We start from the raw sequence: 17978 nt of genomic DNA on the forward strand, positions 1-17978 counted from the left end.
AGGGCTTTTGGACATACTTGAAATGCCCAGGCCACCAGGGGGAATTGCATGCTCCGGATCCACTTCACCGACGCCGATCTGGTGCGCACGCGCGTCGCCGCGGCACCGGACCCGTTGTGGGAGATCTCCGCGAGCCTGCACCGTCTGCAGAGCCGGCACGGCCGGTGGGCGTACGCCGACTGGTTCCGTGCCACCCGGTCCCGGCTGAACTCCGACGACTTCGGCCGCATCGTGCGCACGATGCTGCTCCCGCTGATGCCGCGGGCGGCCTACTTCCCCGACTTCCTCACCCCGCCGGAGGCGTCCGAGGGGCTCGACGCCGGACTCGAGGCGATCCTCGCGACCCCGCGCCGCCGCATCCTCGACGAGGTGCGCCTGCTGGACCGCGGCAGCGGCGCCCCCGACTGGGCGCCGCGGCTCGTGGAGCCGCAGCTGCGCAAGGAGTTGGTGGCCGCCCTGCGCAGCTACCACGACACGGTCATCGCCCCGCACACCGAGCGGATCCAGGCCCGGATCGAGGCCGAGCGGACCACCCGCGCCCGCACCGTGCTCGACGGCGGCGCCGGCGCGGTCCTCGACGGCCTCGGGCCCACCCTGCGGTGGCGCCCGCCGGTCCTGCACACCGTGTACCCGGAGGACCGGGACCTGCATCTGAACGGCCGCGGCATCCTGCTGGTGCCCTCGTACTTCTGCTGGGGGAACCCGGTGACCTTCGGCGACACCACGCTGGAACCGGTGCTGATCTACTCCCTCAACCACGAGCCGCACCCGACCACGCTCCCCGGCGACCTCGGCTCCGGTGCGGCGCTGGCCGCGCTCCTCGGCCGGACGCGCTCGATCGTGCTGCGCGCCGTCGCGCTCGGTGCCACCACCAGTGAACTGGCCCGCGCCGCGGGGGTGTCCGCGTCGTCCGCCAGTCAGCACGCCACGGCGCTGCGGGACGCGGGCCTGATCACCAGCCGCCGGCACGCCTCGTCCGTGCTGCACTCGCTGACCCCGCTCGGTGCCGCGCTGCTGCGGGCCGGCACGACGCCGGGCGGCGCGGTGTCAGGGGCCTGACCTGCGCAGGGCCAGCAGGCTGGCGTCGTCCTCCGGCGCGCTCGGCAGCAGCCGGTCGGCGAGCTTCTCCGTCAGGAGGTGCAACGGCAGTTCCGCGTACTCCTCGGCGGCGCTCAGCAGGGCGTCGAAGCCGTCGGACAGGTCGCACCCGCGCCGCTCGACGAGGCCGTCGCTGTACAGCAGCACGGTGTCGCCGGGCAGCAGGGCGAGTTCCGCGGCCCGGTAGACCGCGTCGGGCAGGACACCGAGCAACAGCCCTTCGGGGACGTCGAGAAGACGGGCCCGGCCGTCCCGGATCAGGATGGGTGGCGGGTGTCCCGCGCTGACCCAGCGCAGCAGCCGGCGGTCGGGGTGGTAGCGGCAGATCACGGCGGTGGCGGTGCGGTCGGGGTGGGTCTCGGTGGTGAGGCGGTTGAGCCAGGCCGCGAGCGTCTCCACCGGATGCTCGGTGAAGGCGAGCCCTTCGAGTCCGCTGCGCAGCGACGTCATGTGGGCGACCGCGTCGAGGCCGTGGCCCGCGGCGTCGCCGAGCGCGTACAGGACGCGGCCGTCGGGCAGCGGGCGCACGTTGTACCAGTCGCCGCCGAGCACCCCGAGTTCGGCGGGGCGGTGGGCGAGTGCGGAGACGACGCCGTTGTAGGCCTGCTCGGGCGGGTGCGCGGGCAGCAGGGCCTCGCGCAGCCGGGCCGTCACGCGGGCCTCGGCGCGGGCCTGTTCGCGGCGGCGGTCGGCGTCCCGCAGGGCCGCGTCGAGGCGGGTGCGGACCTGGTGGACCTGGGTGACGTCGCGGATGTAGCCCTGCACGCCCCACACCGCGCCGGACTCGTCCTCGTCCCGCACCGCCTCCATGACGAACCTCAGGACCCGTTCCCCCGAGGGGAGTTCGGCCCGCACGTCGACGTCGCACGGTGCCCCCTCGCGCAGCAGCAGCTCCAGGGCGGTGTGCAGGCCCGGCAGGTCCTCGGGCACGACGAACGCGGCCAGGGCGTCGAGGCCGAGCGGCGGCGCCCCTTCGGGCAGGCCGAACATGCGGTGGAGGCCGGGCGACCACTCCGTGGCGGCCGCCGGGAGGTCCCATTCGGCCCAGCCGCCGAGGCCGTCCTCCTCGGCCCGGCGGCTGATGCGCCGGTAGCGCTCGGCGTCCATGTCGATGATCACGAGGACGTGGCCGCGGTGCGGCGCGGCGGTCAGCCGGCCGGCGACGTGGCGCGGGTGTCCGTCGATCAGGAGGGTGTCCGCCCAGTCCTGGGGCGCGATCGCCTCCCCGGTCTCGACGGCCCGGCACAGCGTGTCGAAGACGCCCGACGTCCTGGACGTGGGCTGCGTGACGGTGAGCAGGTGCCCGACGGGGCTGCCCTGCCGGGGTGCGTAGCGCCGGGCGGGCGGGTTCGCCGCGACGTCCACGAAGTCGACGATCCGGCCCGCGTCGTCGCGCACCGGGGCGAAGACGACCGCGGGCATCGGGTGCGCGTCCGCCAGCGGACCGGCCCAGTCGGGTGTCTCCACGCGGTCGCACGGCACGGCCTCCGCGGCCGCGCGGGCCGCGTCCTCGCCGATCCTGACCACGGCGGCGCGCCGTGCGGTCTCCGCCTGCGCGCCGAGCAGTGCCCGGACGGCGGCGACACCGTCCTGCCCGGGCCCGGCGGGCGTCGCAGAGTCCTCCATGGCTGGGATTCCCTCTCCGGTTCCGCCGTGTGCCGGGGCGCCGCGCGCCACGGTCCCTCGATCCAGTGGACCGTGCCGTCCGCCGGTCCGCACCCCGGGCCCGGGGCGGCCAGGGGCCTGGCGCCGGTCCCTGAGCCGATGCTCCAGCGGGTGCCTCGGGCTCCCGACCGCCGTACCGGCCCTCCCGGGTTCCCTGGACGGGCGTGGGCGGGCAGGCGGGCGTGGGCGGGCGGGCGTGGGCGGGCGGGCGTGGGCGGGCGGGCGTGGGCGGGCGCCGCCCCTGCCGGTCCGCCGCACCACCCGCATCGACCGATCGGCCGACCCGGAGGTCGGCCGATCATGCGGGGAACGCGCTCCGACGGGTGGTGCCTGGCCGCTGCCGCCGCGGCCAGGATCGGGGTATCCGCAGATCCCGCCACGAGGAGGACGACGTGACGACGCCGCACGGCAGCACGCACGGCACGCACGGCACGCACGGAAGAGGGCGTCGGCGCCTGGGCCCGCTGGCGGCCCTCGCGACGGGCCTGGCGTTCGTCGGGTGCGTCGCCGCCTGCGGCGCACCCGCGACGGACGACGGCCGGGGAACGGGCACGTCGTCGACCGCCGCCCGGGGCGCCTCCGCCGATCTGCTGCGCGCCGCCGGGAGCGGAGACACCCAGGGGGTCCGCGCGGCCGTCGAGGCGGGCGCGGACCTGGAGGCCCGTGACGACACCGGCCGCACCCCGCTGCTGCTCGCCTCCCTGGGCGACCACGTGGGGGCCGCGAAGGTCCTGGTCGAGGCGGGCGCCGACCCGGACGCGCAGGACGACAGGGAGGACAGCGCCTGGCTGGTGACCGGGGTGACCGGCAGCGCCGCGATGGCGCGCGCCCTGATCCCCGCCGACCCGGACTACACGCTGGAGAACCGCTTCGGCGGTACGTCGCTGATCCCGGCGGGCGAGCACGGCCACGCCGACTACGTGCGCGCGGTGCTGCGCGGCACCGACATGGACGTCGACCACGTCAACGACCTCGGCTGGACCGCCCTGTTGGAGGCGATCATCCTCGGCGACGGCGGCCCGGACCACCAGCGGGTCGTCGAACTGCTCCTGGACGGCGGCGCGGACCCCTCGCTGGCGGACGGCGAGGGCGTCACCCCGCTCGCCCATGCGCGCGACCGCGGCCACGACGAGATCGCCGCACTGCTGCGCGCCGCGGGCGCGTGACACGACCATCAACTTCCGGTCCGCCAGCGGACTTTGAACTCATTGATGACAAAGTATGGACGTGCTGAGCAGAAGTCCCCTAGCGTGACGGCGCAACCGTAGGAGTTCCGCTCGACCGGGGTGCGATCCGGCGGCCTCCGGTCCCGTCCTGGAGGACCGATGCATCCACGGCTGTTCCCGCGCGCCCGAAGACGGCTCGCCACCCTGCTCGTCGGAGGATTTCTCGCCGGAGGCGTCTGGATCGCGCCACCGGCCGCCGCCGCCGAGGCCGACATCCCGCCCCAGGAGCCCGGGGTCACCCTGCGCGTCTTCGACACGCAGACCCCGCTCAGCAAGCTGTGCACGCTCAAGCCCGGGCAGACGCCCAACCACGACAAGCTGATGCCGACCGTCGACTGGTCCACGACCGACGACTTCGGTGGCTTCGCCGACAACTTCTCGGCCGAGGCGTCCGGTTACCTGGTGATCCCGAGCGACGGGACGTACGCCTTCCGCCTCACCAGCGACGACGGCTCCCGGCTCACCATCGACGACAAGCAGGTCATCGACCACGACGGCCTGCACGGCGCCGAGCCCAAGGACGGAGCGGTCCAACTCACCGCCGGATCGCACCCGTTCCGCATCGACTACTTCGAGCGGGGTGGCGGACAGCAGCTCACCCTGGCCTGGCAGCCGCCGGGCGCCGACGCCTTCACCGTCGTCCCGCGCGAGGCGCTGAGCACCGACGCCGGCGTCGTCCGGGTGACCGCGCCCGGACGCAAGGAGTGCGAGTCGGGCGCGGACAGCCCCGGCGACGGGCTGCCGCTGACCGATGTCCGACCGGACCTCGACCTCACCGATCTGCGCCCGGACGGCTTCGACCCGCAGGTCACCGGCATGGACTGGCTGCCCGACGGACGGCTCGCCATCAGCACGTGGGGCGGCTCCGAGACCACCAAGGGCGAGGTGTACCTCCTCGACCACGTCACCGGCACGACCAGCCGGGACAAGGTCACGGTGCAGAAGGTCGCGAGCGGGCTGCGCGAGCCGATGGGCATCAAGTACGTCGACGGTTCGCTGTACGTGTCGCAGAAGCACGAGCTCACCCAGCTCGTCGACACGGACAAGGACTCCGTCACCGACGAGTACCGCACCGTCGCCACCTGGCCGTACGGCAAGAACTTCCACGAGTTCGCCTTCGGGCTGCTCTACCGCGACGGCTTCTTCTACGTGAACCTGTCCGTCGCCATCAACTACGGCGGCGCCACCACCACTCCGCAGCCCGCGCCGGGCCGCGGCACCACGTACAAGGTCAACCGCAAGACCGGGAAGATCCACGCGGTCGCGGGCGGTCTGCGCACCCCGAACGGGATCGGCTGGGGCCCCGGCGGCGACATCTTCACCACCGACAACCAGGGCGGCTGGCTGCCCGCGTCGAAGCTCGTCCAGATCAAACAGGACCGCTTCTTCAACCACTACACCGAACCGTCGGGCCCGTTCGACGACCAGCCCGTCACCCAGCCGGTGCTGTGGTTGCCGCAGAACGAGATCGCCAACTCCCCCAGCACACCGCTGTACTTGACCAAGGGCCGGTTCGCCGGGCAGATGCTCTTCGGCGACGTCACCTACGGCGGACTGCAGCGCGGCTACCTGGAGAAGGTGAAGGGCCAGTACCAGGGCGCCGTGTTCCGGTACACGCAGGGCCTGGAGGCCGGGGTCAACCGGATCACGATGGGTCCCGACGGCGCGATCTACGCGGGCGGGCTCGGCGCCGACGGAAACTGGGGCCAGGAAGGGAAGCTCAAGTTCGGCCTGCAGAAACTGGCACCGAACGGCGGCAACACCTTCGACGTCAAGGAGATGCGGGCCGTCCCCGGCGGCTTCGACCTGGAGTACACCCAGCCGCTGTCGCAGGCCACGGCCGAGGAACTGGCCAAGCGCTACCAGGCCGAGCAGTGGCGCTACACCCCGACGTCCGACTACGGCGGCCCGAAGATCGCCGAGGAGCGGCTCGCGGTCCGCTCGGCCACGCTCGCCGGTGACGGCCGCACGGTCCGGCTGCGCCTGGACGGCCTCAAGCCCGGCCGGGTCGTGCACGTCCGCTCCCCGCGCCCCTTCGCGTCCCAGTCCGGTGAATCGCTGTTCAGCACCGAGGCCTGGTACACGCTCAACGCGCTGCCCGGCGAACAGCCGCCGCCCGCCACCCTGTACGAGGCGGAGGAGGCCCGCCTGACCGGAACGGCCGGCATCAACACCGATCATCCCGGCTACTCCGGCAGCGGCTTCGTCGACAGCTACAACACCGAGGGCAAGGTCGCCACGACCTTCGACGTGACGGTTCCCAAGGCGGGCGAGTACGACGTGAACCTGCGCTACTCGAACGGCCCGAACCCCTTCCAGGGCACCAAGTCCCTCTCCCTGTACGCCAACGGCGCCAAGCTCCGGCAGACGACCCTCGCCTCGACGGGCACCTGGGACGCCTGGTCGACCCGGACCGAACGCGTCACCCTCAAGGCGGGCCGCAACACCGTCGCCTACCGCTTCGACCCGGGCGACACCGGCCACGTCAACCTCGACCTGATCACCGTGCGCCCGCACGGCGCCCCGGTCGGCCTCTTCGACGGCACGGCCGCCTCCCAGGCGCAGTGGCAGCACACCGACGGCCGGAAGGTCGAATGGCCGCTGACCGACGAGAAGTCGATGGAGGTGTGCTGCGGCGACATCCGCACCAAGGACGCCTACGGGGACTTCAAGCTGCACGTCGAGTTCCGGGTGCCGCAGCTGCCCGACGACGTGACCGGACAGAACCGGGGCAACAGCGGCATCTACCTCCAGGAGCGGTACGAGATCCAGATCCTCGACTCGTTCGGCGACACCACGCTCGACAACAACGAGGCGGGGGCGATCTATCTGAAGAAGGCGCCGGACGTCAACGCGGCGACGGCGCCGGAGAGTTGGCAGACGTACGACATCACGTTCCGGGCGGCACGGTTCGACGCCGACGGCAAGAAGACCGCCGACGCGCGGGTGACCGTGGTGTGGAACGGCACGAAGGTCCACGACGACGTCGCGATCGACGGGCCGACCGGCGCGGGCGCGCCGGAGAGCCCGGCGGCCGGAGCGATCCGCCTCCAGGACCACGGCAACAAGGTGCGGTTCCGCAACATCCGGGTGGAACCGCTGAGTTGAGCCCCGGAGCTCAGGGCGCGCCCACGACGGCGTGGGCGCGCCCCCTCCGCCTCACCCGGCCTTCCGGTAGGGGCGGAAGAAGTCCCGCACCTCCTGCGCGTACAGCTCGGGTTCCTCGAACGGGGCGAAGTGGCCGCCCCGCGGGGGCTCCGTGACGCGGACGACGTTCGTCATGCGCTCCAGCCAGGCCCGCGGCGGACGGAGGATGTCACCGTGGAACAGCGAGAAACCGGACGGGACGTCGACGCGACGGGTGAGCTGCTCCACCGGGAGCGCGCCGTTCGCGTGGTACATGCGCATCGACGAGCCGATCGTGCCGGTCAGCCAGTACAGGGTGACGTTCGTGAGAATCTCGTCCTTCGTGAAGCTGCGCCCGATGTCGCCGTCGCAGTCGCTCCACGCGCGCATCTTCTCGACGATCCACGCGGCGAGCCCGGCCGGCGAGTCGGTGAGCCCGAACGCGGCGGTCTGCGGTTTCGTCCGGTGGATCGCGCCGTACGCGCCTTCGGCGGCACCCCACGCGCCGACCTCGTCGAACCAGGCCCGCTCCTCGTCCGTCAGCTCGGCCCGGTCGCCGGTGAACACGGGCAGACCGCCGTCCGTCCGGTGCACGGCCACGACCCGGTCCGGGTGGTCGAGGGCGAGATAGCGGCTGACGTGGCTGCCGATGTCGCCGCCCGCCGCGCCGAACAGCGGATACCCGAGCCCGGCCATCAGCTCCGCCCAGAGTCCGGCCACGGCGGGCGAGGCGAGCGGGGCGCCGGCGGGCCGGTCCGAGTAGCCGTAGCCCGGCATGTCGGGGACGACCACATCGAACGCGTCGGCCGGGTCGGCGCCGTGCGCGGCCGGATCCGTGAGCAGCGGGACCACCTTCTGGTACCGCCAGAAGGAGTCAGGCCAGCCGTGGCACAGCACCAGTGGCAGCGCGGGTCCCGCCGACGCGGCGGCCCGGGCGTGCACGAAGTGGATGCCGAGTCCGCCGAGCCGGGCGCGGAACCGGGGCAGCCGGGCCAGCTCCGCCTCCCGCGCCGGCCAGTCGAACCCGTCCGCCCAATGGTCGACGAGCTCACGGAGCTCGTTCAGGTCGGTGCCGAGGGACCAACCGGCGTCCTCGGGCGCGTCGGGCCAGCGCGTCGCGCGCAGCCGCGCCCGCAGGTCGGCCAGGGCGGCGGGGTCCGCCGACGGGGAGAACGGCTCGATGGTCAGCGCGGCGTCCGGCATGCCCTCCATGATCCCCGCGCCCACGGGTTCGGGCGAGACCTGCTTCAGGCGAGGCCGAGTTCCCGCTCGCCGAGGGACACGAAGTGGCGGCGCACGTCGGCGTCCGTGACCTCATCGAGGTGGGCGGGCTGCCAGCGGGGCCTGCGGTCCTTGTCGATGATCTGCGCCCGCACCCCTTCCACCAGGTCCGGGTTGCCCATGGCCACGCAGGACACCCGGTACTCCTGGTCGAGCGCCTCCTCCAGCGACCCCAGTCCACGGGCCGAACGCATCGCGGCGAGGGTGACCTTCAGGGCGAGGGGCGAGCGGCTCAGGAGCAGTTCGGCCGCCTCCTTCGCCTCGGTGTCGCCGTGGTCGAGCAGCCGGGCGACGATCTCCTCCACGGTGTCGGCGGCGAAGCACGCGTCGATCCACGGGCGCATGGCCGCCAACTCCCCGTCCGGCGCCGCCTGTTCACGGGTGCTCAGCGCGTCCCGGACCGGGCTCGTGGCCAGCGCGGCGAGGAAACCCGGGACGTCCGACGTGGGCAGGTAGTGGTCGGCCAGACCGCACAGCAGGGCGTCGCCCGCGCCGATCGCGGCACCGGTGAGCGCCAGGTACGTGCCCAGCTCGCCGGGCGCGTGGGCGAGCAGCCAGGTGCCGCCGACGTCCGGGACGAACCCGATGGCCGTCTCGGGCATGGCGATCCGCGACCGCTCGGTGACGACCCGCACGGAGCCGTGCGCGGAGATCCCGACGCCGCCGCCCATCACGATGCCGTCCATGATCGCGACGTACGGCTTGGGGTAGCGGGCGATCCGGGCGTTGAGGTGGTACTCGTCGCGCCAGAACGCGGCCGACGCGCTGCCGTCGCCGTCCCGGGCGTCGTCGTGCACGGCCCGGATGTCGCCGCCCGCGCACAGGCCGCGCTCCCCCGCGCCGGTGATGACGACGCTCGCCACGGAGTCGTCGTGCTCCCAGTCGGTCAGCGCCGCGTCGACGAGGCGCACCATCTCGTGGTCGATCGCGTTCAGGGCGCGGGGCCGGTTGAGCACGAGGTGGGCGGCCCGGCCCTCGACGCGCCTGAGGACTGGGGTCTCGCTGCCGGTCATCCGAATGCCTCCGTCATGCCGCACGTGCCGATCCCCGGCATGATCTCATCCACCGGTCACCGTCCTCCGCGAGCCCGTCACGGACCCCGTCGGGGAACCCACAGGTGTGGTCGTGCGACCAGCGGGTACCCCGGCCGAGCCCGGCGGATCACCGGTCGGCTGTTTCGTGTACGGCACACGTGTTGGAGGAGCGATGGGGACCCGCAAACGGCTCCGCGACTGGCCCGCCTACCGCCAGTTCGCCGGTTCGGACCCGTTGGGGCGGGGCCGGGCGGCGATGTCACCGCGCACGGAGCATCTGCGGCCGCGCACGGACAGCGCCGACCGGGTGGTGAAGTCCGTCTGCCCCTACTGCGCGGTCGGCTGCGGGCAGCAGGTGTACGTCAAGGACGACCGGGTCGTCCAGATCGAGGGCGATCCCGACTCGCCGGTGAGCCGGGGGCGGCTGTGCCCCAAGGGGTCGGCGACGCTGCAGCTCACCACGGGTTCCGCGCGGCGGCACCAGGTGCTGTACCGGCCGCCGTACGCGCGCGACTGGCAGCCGCTCGACCTGGAGACGGCGATGGACATGGTCGCCGACCGGGTCGTCGAGACCCGGCGCAGGACCTGGCAGCAGGAGCACGACGGGCTGCGCACGGCCCGCACGCTCGGGATCGCGAGCCTGGGCGGCGCCACCCTCGACAACGAGGAGAACTACCTGATCAAGAAGCTGCTGACCGGGCTCGGCGTGATCCAGGTGGAGAACCAGGCCCGGGTCTGCCACAGCTCCACGGTCGCCGGGCTCGGCTCCTCCTTCGGCCGTGGCGGCGCCACGACCTTCATGCAGGACCTGCAGCACGCCGACTGCATCGTGATCCAGGGCTCCAACTTCGCCGAGGCCCACCCCGTCGGCTTCCAGTGGGTGATGGAGGCGAAGGCGCGCGGCGCCCGGATCATCCACGTCGACCCGCGCTTCACGCGCACCAGCGCGCTCGCCGATCTGCACGTCCCGATCCGTGCGGGCAGCGACATCGCCTTCCTCGGCGGGATCATCCACCACGTCCTGGCCGAGGAGAAGGACTTCCGCGAGTACGTCCTCGCGTACACGAACGCCGCGACGCTGGTCGGCGAGGACTTCCGGGACACCGAGGACCTCGACGGCGTCTTCTCCGGCCTCGACGAGGAGCAGGGCCACTACGACCCGGTGAGCTGGCAGTACGACGGCGGCGAGGTCCAGCAGCCGACCGGTGAGGTCGACGAGCTGTACGAGCGCCGCGTCGGGCACGACGACCCCCAGGTGCGCACGAGCGCCGCCGGCGGGGCCGAGACGCAGGGCTCCGGCGGCGCGCAGGCACACGCCGCACCGGCCCGCGACGAGACGCTCCAGCACCCTCGCTGCGTCTACCAGATCCTCAAGCGGCACTACGCCCGCTACACCCCCGAACTCGTCGAGCGGATCTGCGGGGTGCCGCGCGAGACGTTCCTCCAGGTGTGCGAGGCGCTCACGGCCAACTCGGGCCGTGAGCGCACCAGTGCCTTCGCGTACGCGGTGGGCTGGACGCAGCACTCGGTGGGCTCGCAGTACATCCGCGCGGCGAGCGTGCTGCAGTTGCTGCTCGGCAACATCGGGCGGCCGGGCGGCGGGATCCAGGCGCTGCGCGGGCACGCCTCGATCCAGGGTTCCAGCGACATCCCGACGCTGTTCAACCTGCTGCCCGGCTATCTGCCGATGCCGCACGCGCACGCCCACGAGGACCTGGACGCGTTCATCGCGGCGAGCCGCACGGACAAGGGCTTCTGGGGCGACATGCGCGCCTACTTCGTGAGCCTGCTCAAGGCGTACTACGGGGACGCGGCCACCGCGGAGAACGACTACTGCTTCGACCACCTGCCGCGTCTCACCGGGTCGCACAGCACGTACGAGACGGTCCTCGCGCAGCTCGACGGCACGTGCAAGGGCTACTTCCTGATGGGGGAGAACCCGGCCGTCGGCTCCGCCAACACCCGCCTCCAGCGGCTGGGCATGGCCGAGCTGGAGTGGCTCGTGGTCCGTGACTTCTCGCTGATCGAGTCGGCGACGTGGTGGCAGGACGGGCCCGAGATCGAGACGGGCGAGATGCGCACGGAGGACATCGGCACGGAGGTGTTCTTCTTCCCGGCGGCCGCCCACACGGAGAAGTCCGGGTCGTTCACCAACACCAACCGCTGGCTGCAGTGGCACCACGCGGCCGTCGAGCCCGAGGGCGACGCGCGCAGCGATCTGTGGTTCATGTACCACCTGGGGCGGCGCATCAAGGACCGGCTGGCCGCGTCCGACGCTCCCATGGACCGGCCCGTACAGGATCTGACCTGGGACTATCCGGTGGAGGGCCCGCTGCGGGAGCCGGTCGCCGCGGCGGTCCTCGCCGAGATCAACGGGCACGGCCCGGACGGCGGTCCGCTGTCCGCGTACACGGAGCTGAAGGACGACGGGTCGACGCGCTGCGGCTGCTGGATCTACTGCGGGGTGTTCGCCGACGGGGTGAACCAGGCCGCCCGCCGCAAGCCGCACACCGAGCAGGACTGGGTGGCGGCGGAATGGGCGTGGGCGTGGCCCGCCAACCGGCGCATCCTCTACAACCGGGCGTCGGCCGCGCCCGACGGCGCTCCGTGGAGCGAGCGCAAGGCGTACGTGTGGTGGGACGAGGCCGCCGGACGGTGGACGGGGCACGACGTCGCGGACTTCGTGCCCGACCGGCCGCCCGGCTACGTGCCCCCGGACGACGCCACGGGACCCGACGCGCTGCGCGGCGACGACCCGTTCATCATGCAGGCCGACGGGAAGGGCTGGCTGTACGCGCCCGCGGGACTGGAGGACGGGCCGCTGCCCACCCACTACGAGCCGCAGGACTCGCCGTTCCCCAACGCCCTGTACCCGTCCAGGTCCCGGTCCCCCGCCCGGCGGCTGCACCAGCGCGAGGGCAACCGCTACCACCCGAGCGGCGACGAACCGGGGGCCGGCGTCTACCCGTACGTCGTGACGACGCACCGGCTGACCGAGCACTTCACGGCGGGCGGGATGAGCCGCTGGTCGTCGTACCTGTCGGAGCTGCAGCCGGAGTTCTTCTGCGAGCTGTCGCCGGCGCTCGCCGCCGAGCGGGGCCTGGAGCACGGCGGCTGGGCGACGATCGTCACCGCGCGGGGCGCCGTCGAGGCGCGGGTCCTGGTGACGGAACGGCTCAAACCCCTGACCGTGCACGGCCGGACGGTCCACCAGATCGGACTGCCGTTCCACTGGGGTCCGAACGGCCTGGCCACCGGCGACGCGGCGAACGAACTGGTCGCCATCGCGCTCGACCCCAACTCCCACATCCAGGAGGACAAGGCGCTCACGGCCGACATCCTCCCGGGCCGCCGCCCACGCGGCCCTGACCTGCCCGCGCTGGTCGCGGCGTACCGGCGCAGGGCGGGCATCACCGACGCGACCGGAACGGAGGCGAAGCAGTGAACGGCCATCTGCTCAGCGGTCCCGAGCCGGACCCGGCCCGCGACGCGGGCCACGAACAGGCTCCGCCCCGCGTGGGGTTCTTCACCGACACGTCGGTCTGCATCGGCTGCAAGGCCTGCGAGGTCGCGTGCAAGGAGTGGAACGCGATCCCCGAGGACGGGCGCGAGATGGCGCTCAGCGGCATGAGCTACGACAACACGCAGGGGCTCGGCGCCTCGACGTGGCGGCACGTGGCGTTCATCGAGCAGACCGTCCCCGCGCCCGACCCCGCACCCGTCCCCGCACCCGACGGCCGGACCGAACTGCCCCTGGCGGACGGCGCACCGTCGGACGTGCGCTGGCTGATGTCGTCCGACGTGTGCAAGCACTGCACGCACGCGGCCTGCCTCGACGTGTGCCCGACGGGTTCGCTGTTCCGCACCGAGTTCGGCACGGTCGTCGTCCAGGACGACATCTGCAACGGCTGCGGGTACTGCGTGCCCGCCTGCCCGTACGGCGTCATCGAGCAACGCCCGGAGGACGGGCGGGCGTTCAAGTGCACCCTCTGCTACGACCGGCTCGGCGCCGGCCAGGAACCGGCGTGCGCCAAGGCGTGCCCGACCGAGTCCATCCAGTTCGGGCCACTCGACGAACTGCGCGAACGGGCGGCGCTGCGTGTCGACCAGCTGCACGAGGCGGGGGTGGCCGACGCGCGCCTCTACGGCCACGACCCGGACGACGGGGTCGGCGGCGACGGGGCGTTCTTCCTGCTGCTCGACGAGCCGGAGGTGTACGGGCTGCCGCCCGACCCGGTCGTCACCACGCGCGATCTGCCCGCCATGTGGAAGCACGCGGGCGCGGCGGCGCTGTCGCTGGCCGGGGGCGTCGCCCTCTCCTTCGGACTGTCGGCGCTGGGCCGGGGCGGCCGGAGCGGAGGTCGGCGATGACCCGGGACACGGCACGCAGGCGGCGCGGCGAGGAACTCATGGTGGAGCGCGCCGAGTTCGGCTCGTACTACGGCAGGCCCGTCATCAAGGCACCGTCGTGGGCGGCGCGGGACATCGCCGGATACTTCTTCCTCGGCGGGCTCGCCGGGGCGGGCTCGGTCCTCGCCGCCGGCGCCCAGGCGACCGGCCGTCCGGGGACCGCCACGGCCCTGAAGGTGTCGTCGCTCGCGTCGGTCACGCTGTCGGCGGCGGCGCTCGTGCACGACCTCGGGGTGCCGAGCCGGTTCCCGAACATGCTGCGCGTCGTCAAGCCCACGTCGCCGATGAGCGTCGGCTCCTGGCTCCTGAGCGCGTACGGGCCCGCCGCCGGGGCCGCCGCCCTGTGCGCGGTCACCGGCCGGCTGCCGCGGGTCGGTGCCGCCGCGACGGCGGGCGCCGCGCTCCTGGGCCCCGCCCTCGCCACGTACACCGGCGTCCTGGCGGCGGACACGGCGGTGCCCGCGTGGCACGGCGCGCACCGCCAACTCCCCTACCTGTTCGCGGCGTCGGCGACCGCGGCGGCCTCCGGAATGGCCCTGGTGGTCGGCCCGTCCGACGAGCGCGCCCCCGCGGTGTGCGCGGCGGGCCTCGCCGCGGTCGCCGAGCAGGCGGTCACCCGGGCCGCCGAACGCGATCTGGGCATGGTGGCGGAAACATACCGGTTGGGCCGCGCGGGAGTGCTGCTGCGCTCGGCGAAGGTCCTCACGCTCGCGGGAGCGGCGGGCGCCGTCGTCGCGGGCCGCCGCTGCCGCGCGCTGTCCGTGGCGTCGGGGCTCGCCCTGCTCGCCGGTTCCGCCTGCACCCGGTTCGGGATCTTCGCGGCGGGCATCGCGTCGGCGCAGGATCCGCGGTACACGGTCGGCCCGCAGCGCGCCCGTCAGGAAGAAGCCGGGTAGCGGCGTTCCTTCGGCAGACGCCGGAGAGGTGACCCCACCGGATCGGGGTGGCCCGCAGCAGGACGTCGGTCTCCGGGCGCCGTTCCGGTCGGGGCGGCTCTGGGCGGCTCAGGGCAGCGGGGTGCCGCCGGTCGCGTTCAGGATCTCGGCGGTGATGAAGCTCGCCTGGTCCGATGCCAGGTAGACGTAGGCCGGGGCCATCTCGGCGGGCTGGGCGGGGCGGCCCAGGGGTGCCTGCTTGCCGAACTCGGTGGTGTCCGGGAGCGTCGCGGGGATCAGCGGTGTCCACACCGGACCCGGCGCCACCGCGTTGACCCGGATCCCGTCCTCCACCAGCATCTGGGCCAGGCCCTGGGTGAAGGTGACGATGGCGCCCTTGGTCATCGCGTAGTCGAGCAGGTGCGGGCTCGGCTTGTACGCCTGGACCGACGTGGTGTTGATGATCGACCCGCCGGCCGGGACGTGCGGCACGGCGGCCCTGCTGAGCCAGAACATCGCGTACAGGTTCGTGCGCACGACGCGGTCGAACTGCTCCGTGGTGATGGCGGTGATGCCGTCCGGCTGGGACATCTGGTAGGCGGCGTTGTTGACCAGGACGTCGATCCTGCCGAACTCCCGCACCGCACGGTCGACGACCGCCGTGCACTGCTCCTCCTCGCGCAGGTCGCAGGGGACGGCGTGGGCGGTGCGGCCCGCGTCCTCGACGAGCCGAACGGTCTCGCGGGCCTCCTCCGCCTCCTCCGGCAGGTGCGTGAAGAGGACGTCGGCGCCCTCGCGGGCGAAGGCGAGGGCGACCGCACGGCCGATGCCGGAGTCGCCGCCGGACACCACGGTCCTGCGGTCCACGAGCCGGCCGGCGCCCTCGTACGACGTCTCGCCGTGGTCGGGCGGCGGGTCCATCGGGCCGGTCCAGCCCGGGGGTTCCTGGTCCTGCGCCGGGAAGTCGGGGCGCGGGTGGGCGGTGGTCGGGTCCTGCGGTCCGTGGTCGTGCGCCATGCGGATCTCCTCCAACGGGGTGGGGTGGACGGGGCGTTCAGGCGGCGCTCTCGGCGGGCAGCGGCACGCGCAGGGCGCTGCGGCCCTGCCGCCACGGCGTCAACAGCCGCTCGGCGAGCCGGTCCTCGAGGAACCCGGTCGCGCGGACACCGAAGGCGACGTCGGCGTCGAGGTCCGGTTCGGCGTCGAGCAGCCCACCGATCACGTCGCGCCGCACGACCTGTTCGTGCACCGCGTCCGCCTCGACGTGCTCGTCGTAGAAGTGCTGGGCGGCCGGGCCCGCGCCGAGCCTGCGCAGTGCGGCGGCCAGTCGGCGCGAGCCGGGCGACGAGGTGACCTCGACGCTCGCGAAGTGGCCCACCAGGGCGCCGCGCAGAGCGCGGTGCAGGCCGAACAGGGACATGACGTTGACCGTGGCGAGGGCCGGCGCGGGCGCCGTGTCGAGGTAGTGGCCGTACGACGTCTCCAGGCCGAGGTCGCGCATCAGCTCGGCGAAGAGCCGGGCGTGGATCCGGTCCTGGCGGCCCGCCCCGAACTCGTCGTACTCGACGGCCGCCATCGCGGCCTTCGCCCTCCCGTGCAGCCGGGGGACGACCCACAGGTGCGGGTCGGCCTCCTTGAGGTGGTAGAGCGAGCGCAGTGCGGCGTACTCCCTGAACTGCCAGAGTTCGCCGTCGCGTTGAAGGTGGTGGGTCACGCTCGCGTCGTCGTGTCCCGCGGGTTCGACGAGCAGGGCGTCGAGGGTCTGTGCGGCGTCCGCCGTGGGTGCGGCGTCGACGCGCAGCGCATAGAGGAAGCGGCGTTCCAGCGCGCCGCGCAGGGCGATGAGCCGCGGGTCCCACTCCCGCTCGTCGGCCACGCCGTCGAATCCCTGGTAGTGCAGCTCGTAGAGCACGTACAGGGCGAGCTGCAGGTCCTCTCCGTACGGGTCGCACGGGCCGCAGTCGTCGGGGACGCCGACGGCGGGGTGGCGCAGTGCGGCGACGACGCGCTCGGACACCTCGCCGCGCGGAGCGGGGAGTTCGGGCTGTCCGAGGCGGGATTCGGGGCGGGACTCAGGGCGGACGTCGGTCACGACGTGTCCTCCTCACCTTGCTCAGGAGTCGGGCGCGGCGGCCTGCGCCGGCGCCGGTGGCTCGTGTCGCACCAGGGGTAGGTGCGGCTGCGCCGGCAGGTGCAGATCGCGACGGTGAACCGGTCCGACACGTGTACCTCGCCGTCGCCGTCCGTCACCTCGACCGGTCCCTCGACGAGCAGCGGGCCCTCGGGGTCGATCGTGACGCGGCGGGGGGTGTCACGGGAGTTCGGCACGGACGACCACCAGTTCCTCGCTCGTCGCCGCGGTGTCGAGCAGTCCCTGCTCGCACAGCCAGTCGTGGCGTCCCCTGAGGACGGGCCCGAACGGGATGTCTGCCCGCTCGACGACCGCCGCCGTCATGCCGAGGCCGCTCAGCCGGTCCAGGGTCGCGCTCTCGCCGCACAGCCCGGAATGGACCATCAGCAGGGTGCCGCCGGGGCGCAGCGCCCGCCGGGCCGCGTCGCAGACCCGGTCGACGACGGCCCGGCCGCCGGTCCCGCCCTCCCACGCCTGGGCCGCACCCCGGCGGGGCAGCAGACGGGTGGGTGACGGCACGTACGGCGGATTGCTGACGACCAGGTCGAAGCCGTCCGGCCGGTACGCGGAGCCGAGATCGCCGTGGCGGACGGTGACGGCCACACCGTTGCGATGGGCGTTGACCCGCGCCGTCAGGACGGCCCGCCAGGAGATGTCGACGGCCGTCACCCGCGCCCCGAGCCGGGCCGCGGCGACCGCCAGCGCGCCCGAGCCGGTGCCCAGGTCGAGGACGTCGGCCCCGTGGTCGACGTGCTCGTCGTACAGCGCTCTCAGCAACAGCGCGGTGTCCTCCTGCGGCGCGTACACGCCGCGGGGCGACAGCAGGCGAGGGCTGCTCGCCCGGGGTCCTGCCGGCGCCTGTGCCTGCATCGGTGCCTGCATCTGTTCTTGCGCCCGGGCCTGCATCTGGGGCCGTGTCTGGGTCGTCATGTGCGTCTCGCAGTGCGGGGTCCGTTGGTGCGTCGGCCGTCCGACCGGCCACAGTCAGCCGCTATCAGACGCTTTCTCTCGCTTTCTCTCGCTTTCTTCCGGAACGGGGTGCCCCCGCGCGCCCGGATCAATCTGCGCGGCCGCCACGCCTTCTCCCCCGCCCCCACCTGTTTCGCGAGCCCGGCCCCTGAAACGCGGCACG

General features: G+C 73.4%; 13 protein-coding genes. 6 read left to right on the forward strand and 7 right to left on the reverse strand.

Annotated elements, in window-relative coordinates; genetic code table 11:
- The first annotated feature begins 48 nt into the window (after positions 1-48).
- A complete protein-coding gene (locus RBJ77_RS37550; RefSeq protein ID WP_372349032.1) occupies positions 49-1059 on the forward strand; it encodes an ArsR family transcriptional regulator in 1011 nt (336 codons plus the stop codon).
- On the opposite strand, the gene RBJ77_RS37555 is transcribed toward RBJ77_RS37550, so the two are convergent.
- Positions 1048-2724, reverse strand: coding sequence for a PP2C family protein-serine/threonine phosphatase (locus RBJ77_RS37555; RefSeq protein WP_372349033.1), 1677 nt, complete (start codon positions 2722-2724; stop codon positions 1048-1050). The genes RBJ77_RS37550 and RBJ77_RS37555 overlap by 12 nt on opposite strands.
- A 626-nt stretch (positions 2725-3350) precedes the next feature.
- On the opposite strand from RBJ77_RS37555, the gene RBJ77_RS37560 reads away from it, so the two are divergent.
- Positions 3351-3929 carry an ankyrin repeat domain-containing protein gene (locus tag RBJ77_RS37560; protein WP_372349271.1) on the forward strand — a complete coding sequence of 193 codons (579 nt, stop codon included), beginning with the start codon at positions 3351-3353 and terminating at the stop codon, positions 3927-3929.
- A 159-nt stretch (positions 3930-4088) separates the two neighbouring features.
- Positions 4089-7097, forward strand: coding sequence for a family 16 glycoside hydrolase (locus tag RBJ77_RS37565; RefSeq protein ID WP_372349034.1), 3009 nt, complete (start codon positions 4089-4091; stop codon positions 7095-7097).
- 51 nt (positions 7098-7148) lie between these two features.
- On the opposite strand, the gene RBJ77_RS37570 is transcribed toward RBJ77_RS37565, so the two are convergent.
- The gene (locus RBJ77_RS37570; protein WP_372349035.1) at positions 7149-8318 is read right to left on the reverse strand and encodes an epoxide hydrolase family protein; all 1170 of its coding nucleotides are present in this window, start codon (positions 8316-8318) and stop codon (positions 7149-7151) included.
- Between the two features lie 44 nt (positions 8319-8362).
- The gene (locus RBJ77_RS37575) at positions 8363-9409 is read right to left on the reverse strand and encodes an enoyl-CoA hydratase/isomerase family protein (protein ID WP_372349036.1); all 1047 of its coding nucleotides are present in this window, start codon (positions 9407-9409) and stop codon (positions 8363-8365) included.
- A gap of 193 nt (positions 9410-9602) precedes the next feature.
- Here RBJ77_RS37575 and fdh point away from each other — a divergent pair, with 193 nt between their 5' ends.
- From fdh to nrfD, 3 genes are read left to right on the forward strand one after another with little or no spacing between them, the layout of a single operon-like run.
- On the forward strand, positions 9603-12875 hold the full coding sequence (gene fdh, locus RBJ77_RS37580) for a formate dehydrogenase (RefSeq protein WP_372349037.1): 3273 nt from the start codon (positions 9603-9605) through the stop codon (positions 12873-12875).
- The gene (locus RBJ77_RS37585; RefSeq protein ID WP_372349038.1) at positions 12872-13801 is read left to right on the forward strand and encodes a 4Fe-4S dicluster domain-containing protein; all 930 of its coding nucleotides are present in this window, start codon (positions 12872-12874) and stop codon (positions 13799-13801) included. The genes fdh and RBJ77_RS37585 overlap by 4 nt, the downstream gene beginning before the upstream one ends.
- Positions 13798-14736 carry an NrfD/PsrC family molybdoenzyme membrane anchor subunit gene (gene nrfD, locus RBJ77_RS37590; RefSeq protein ID WP_372349039.1) on the forward strand — a complete coding sequence of 313 codons (939 nt, stop codon included), beginning with the start codon at positions 13798-13800 and terminating at the stop codon, positions 14734-14736. The genes RBJ77_RS37585 and nrfD overlap by 4 nt, the downstream gene beginning before the upstream one ends.
- Positions 14737-14844: 108 nt before the next feature.
- Here the strand turns inward: nrfD and RBJ77_RS37595 are convergent, their stop codons facing one another.
- From RBJ77_RS37595 to RBJ77_RS37610, 4 genes are read right to left on the reverse strand one after another with little or no spacing between them, the layout of a single operon-like run.
- Entirely contained in the window at positions 14845-15732 is an 888-nt protein-coding gene (locus tag RBJ77_RS37595; RefSeq protein ID WP_372349040.1) for an SDR family oxidoreductase, read from the reverse strand.
- A 37-nt stretch (positions 15733-15769) separates the two neighbouring features.
- Positions 15770-16807 (reverse strand): iron-containing redox enzyme family protein, encoded by a 1038-nt coding sequence (locus RBJ77_RS37600; protein WP_372349041.1) that lies wholly within the window; start codon positions 16805-16807, stop codon positions 15770-15772.
- Positions 16804-17043: a CDGSH iron-sulfur domain-containing protein gene (locus RBJ77_RS37605; protein ID WP_372349042.1), complete on the reverse strand. Its 240-nt coding sequence runs from the start codon at positions 17041-17043 to the stop codon at positions 16804-16806. The genes RBJ77_RS37600 and RBJ77_RS37605 overlap by 4 nt, the downstream gene beginning before the upstream one ends.
- The gene (locus RBJ77_RS37610; RefSeq protein WP_372349272.1) at positions 17027-17716 is read right to left on the reverse strand and encodes a HemK2/MTQ2 family protein methyltransferase; all 690 of its coding nucleotides are present in this window, start codon (positions 17714-17716) and stop codon (positions 17027-17029) included. Before RBJ77_RS37610 ends, RBJ77_RS37605 begins: the two co-directional genes overlap by 17 nt.
- Positions 17717-17978 lie beyond the last annotated feature (262 nt).

Source organism: Streptomyces sp. KL116D, assembly GCF_030766975.1.
GTDB lineage: Bacteria > Actinomycetota > Actinomycetes > Streptomycetales > Streptomycetaceae > Streptomyces > Streptomyces longispororuber_A.